Below are 1,827 nucleotides of genomic sequence, written 5' to 3'. Positions count from 1 at the left end.
CACCGTGGTGACGCACACCTTCTCCAAGATCCACGGCCTCGCCGCGCTGCGCATCGGCTGGATGTTCGGCCCCGAGCACATCATCGACGCGGTCAACCGCATCCGCGGTCCGTTCAACGTGTCGACGCCGGCGATGTATGCCGCGGTCGCCGCGATCGAGGACACCGCGCATCAGACGATGTCGAAGCAGTTCACCGAGACCTGGCGCAATTGGCTCACCGAGGAGATCGGCAAGCTCGGGCTGAAGGTGACGCCGAGCGTCGCCAATTTCGTGCTGATCCACTTTCCGACCGAGAAGGGCAGGACCTCGGACGAGGCCGACGCCTTCCTGACCAAGCGGGGCCTCGTGCTGCGGGCGCTGAAGAACTACGGCCTGCCGCATTCGCTGCGCATGACCATCGGCACCGAGGAGGCCAACCGCCTCGTCGTCGACGGTTTGCGCGACTTCATGGCCGGCAAATGAGCGCTACACCGCACTTCCAGCGCGTCGCCCTGATCGGCTTTGGCCTGATCGGCGGCTCGATCGCGCGCGCCGCGAAGCTCCAGGGCCTGGCCGGCGAGATCGTCACCACCGCGCGCTCGGAGAAGACGCGCGCCCGCGTGCTCGAGCTCGGCATCGTCGACCAGGTCGTGGCGACCAATGCGGAAGCGGTGAAGGATGCCGACCTCGTCATCCTCTGCATTCCCGTCGGCGCCTGCGGACCTGTGGCGCAGGAGATCGCCGCGCATCTGAAACCCGACGCGATCGTCTCCGACGTCGGCTCGGTCAAGGGCGCGATCGTCAGGGACATGGCGCCGCATCTGCCGAAGACCGTTCATTTCGTGCCGGCGCACCCCGTGGCGGGCACCGAGCACTCGGGCCCCGACTCCGGTTTCGCCGAGCTCTTCATCAACCGCTGGTGCATCCTGACCCCGCCGGAAGGCGTCGACGCGTCGGCTACCGATCGCCTGCGCGCGTTCTGGGCGGCGATGGGCGCCAAGGTCGAGATCATGACGCCGGATCACCATGATCTCGTGCTCGCGATCACCAGCCATCTGCCGCATCTGATCGCCTACACCATCGTCGGCACCGCCGACGAGCTGGCGCAGGTGACGGAGTCCGAGGTCATCAAGTTCTCCGCCGGCGGCTTCCGCGATTTCACCCGCATCGCGGCGTCCGATCCGACGATGTGGCGCGACGTCTTCCTCGCCAACAAGGAAGCCGTGCTGGAGATGCTCGGCACCTTCACCGAGGATCTGGCAAAACTCACCCGCGCGATCCGGCGCGGCGACGGCGAGGCGCTGTTCGACCACTTCACCCGCACCCGCGCCATCCGCCGCGGCATCGTCGAGATCGGCCAGGATTCGGCGGCGCCCGATTTCGGCCGGCCGCATGCGGCGCTGAAGAAGCCGTAGCTGTGCTGCCAGTCCTCATCCTGAGGAGCGCGGAACGCGCGTCTCGAAGGATGAAGGCCCGGCTGGTGGCCTCGCCCTTCGAGACGCCGCGCGAAGAGCGCGGCTCCTCAGGGTGAGGGTTAGACATTTTCCCACGCGGCTCCACCAATCGGTTGAGCCGACGCGCCGCCAAATCAATACAGCGGCGGGATCTGGCCGACCTTGACCGGGCCGAGCAGCACGGCGCMGTCCACGAACTTCAGCGGGAAGCTGCGGGCCTTCTTGCCTTCCAGCGTGCTCTCGGTACCGATCGAATTGATGCCGGCGGCAACGCCGGCATTGGCATTCTGCTTGATGACCTTGCCGAGGCCGGGGACGGCGCGATCGAGCGCGCCGAACAGATTGTTGAGATCCTGCGACTTCACGCCGGGCGCGACACGGTCGAGGGTTGCC

Annotated in this window: 3 protein-coding genes; 2 read left to right on the top strand and 1 reads right to left on the bottom strand. The window is 67.0% G+C overall.

Annotated features, from left to right (window positions below):
- Positions 1 to 463, top strand: a 463-nt coding sequence (locus AC1D00_RS39390) for an aminotransferase class I/II-fold pyridoxal phosphate-dependent enzyme (RefSeq protein ID WP_477014398.1), incomplete at its 5' end; no start/stop codon positions are given.
- The gene (locus AC1D00_RS39385; protein ID WP_477014397.1) at positions 460 to 1,395 is read left to right on the top strand and encodes a prephenate/arogenate dehydrogenase family protein; all 936 of its coding nucleotides are present in this window, start codon (positions 460 to 462) and stop codon (positions 1,393 to 1,395) included. The genes AC1D00_RS39390 and AC1D00_RS39385, both read left to right, overlap by 4 nt.
- A 173-nt stretch (positions 1,396 to 1,568) precedes the next feature.
- Here the strand turns inward: AC1D00_RS39385 and AC1D00_RS39380 are convergent.
- Positions 1,569 to 1,827, bottom strand: a 259-nt coding sequence (locus tag AC1D00_RS39380) for a DUF2125 domain-containing protein (protein WP_477014396.1), incomplete at its 5' end; no start/stop codon positions are given.

The organism is Bradyrhizobium sp. P2_E8, from assembly GCF_056403875.1.
This window is presented reverse-complemented; position numbering and strand designations above follow the sequence as displayed.

Coding starts and splice junctions, on each gene's coding strand:
- AC1D00_RS39385 (WP_477014397.1), top strand. CDS start 460: ATGAGCGCTACACCGCACTTCCAGCGCGTCGCCCTGATCGGCTTTGGC.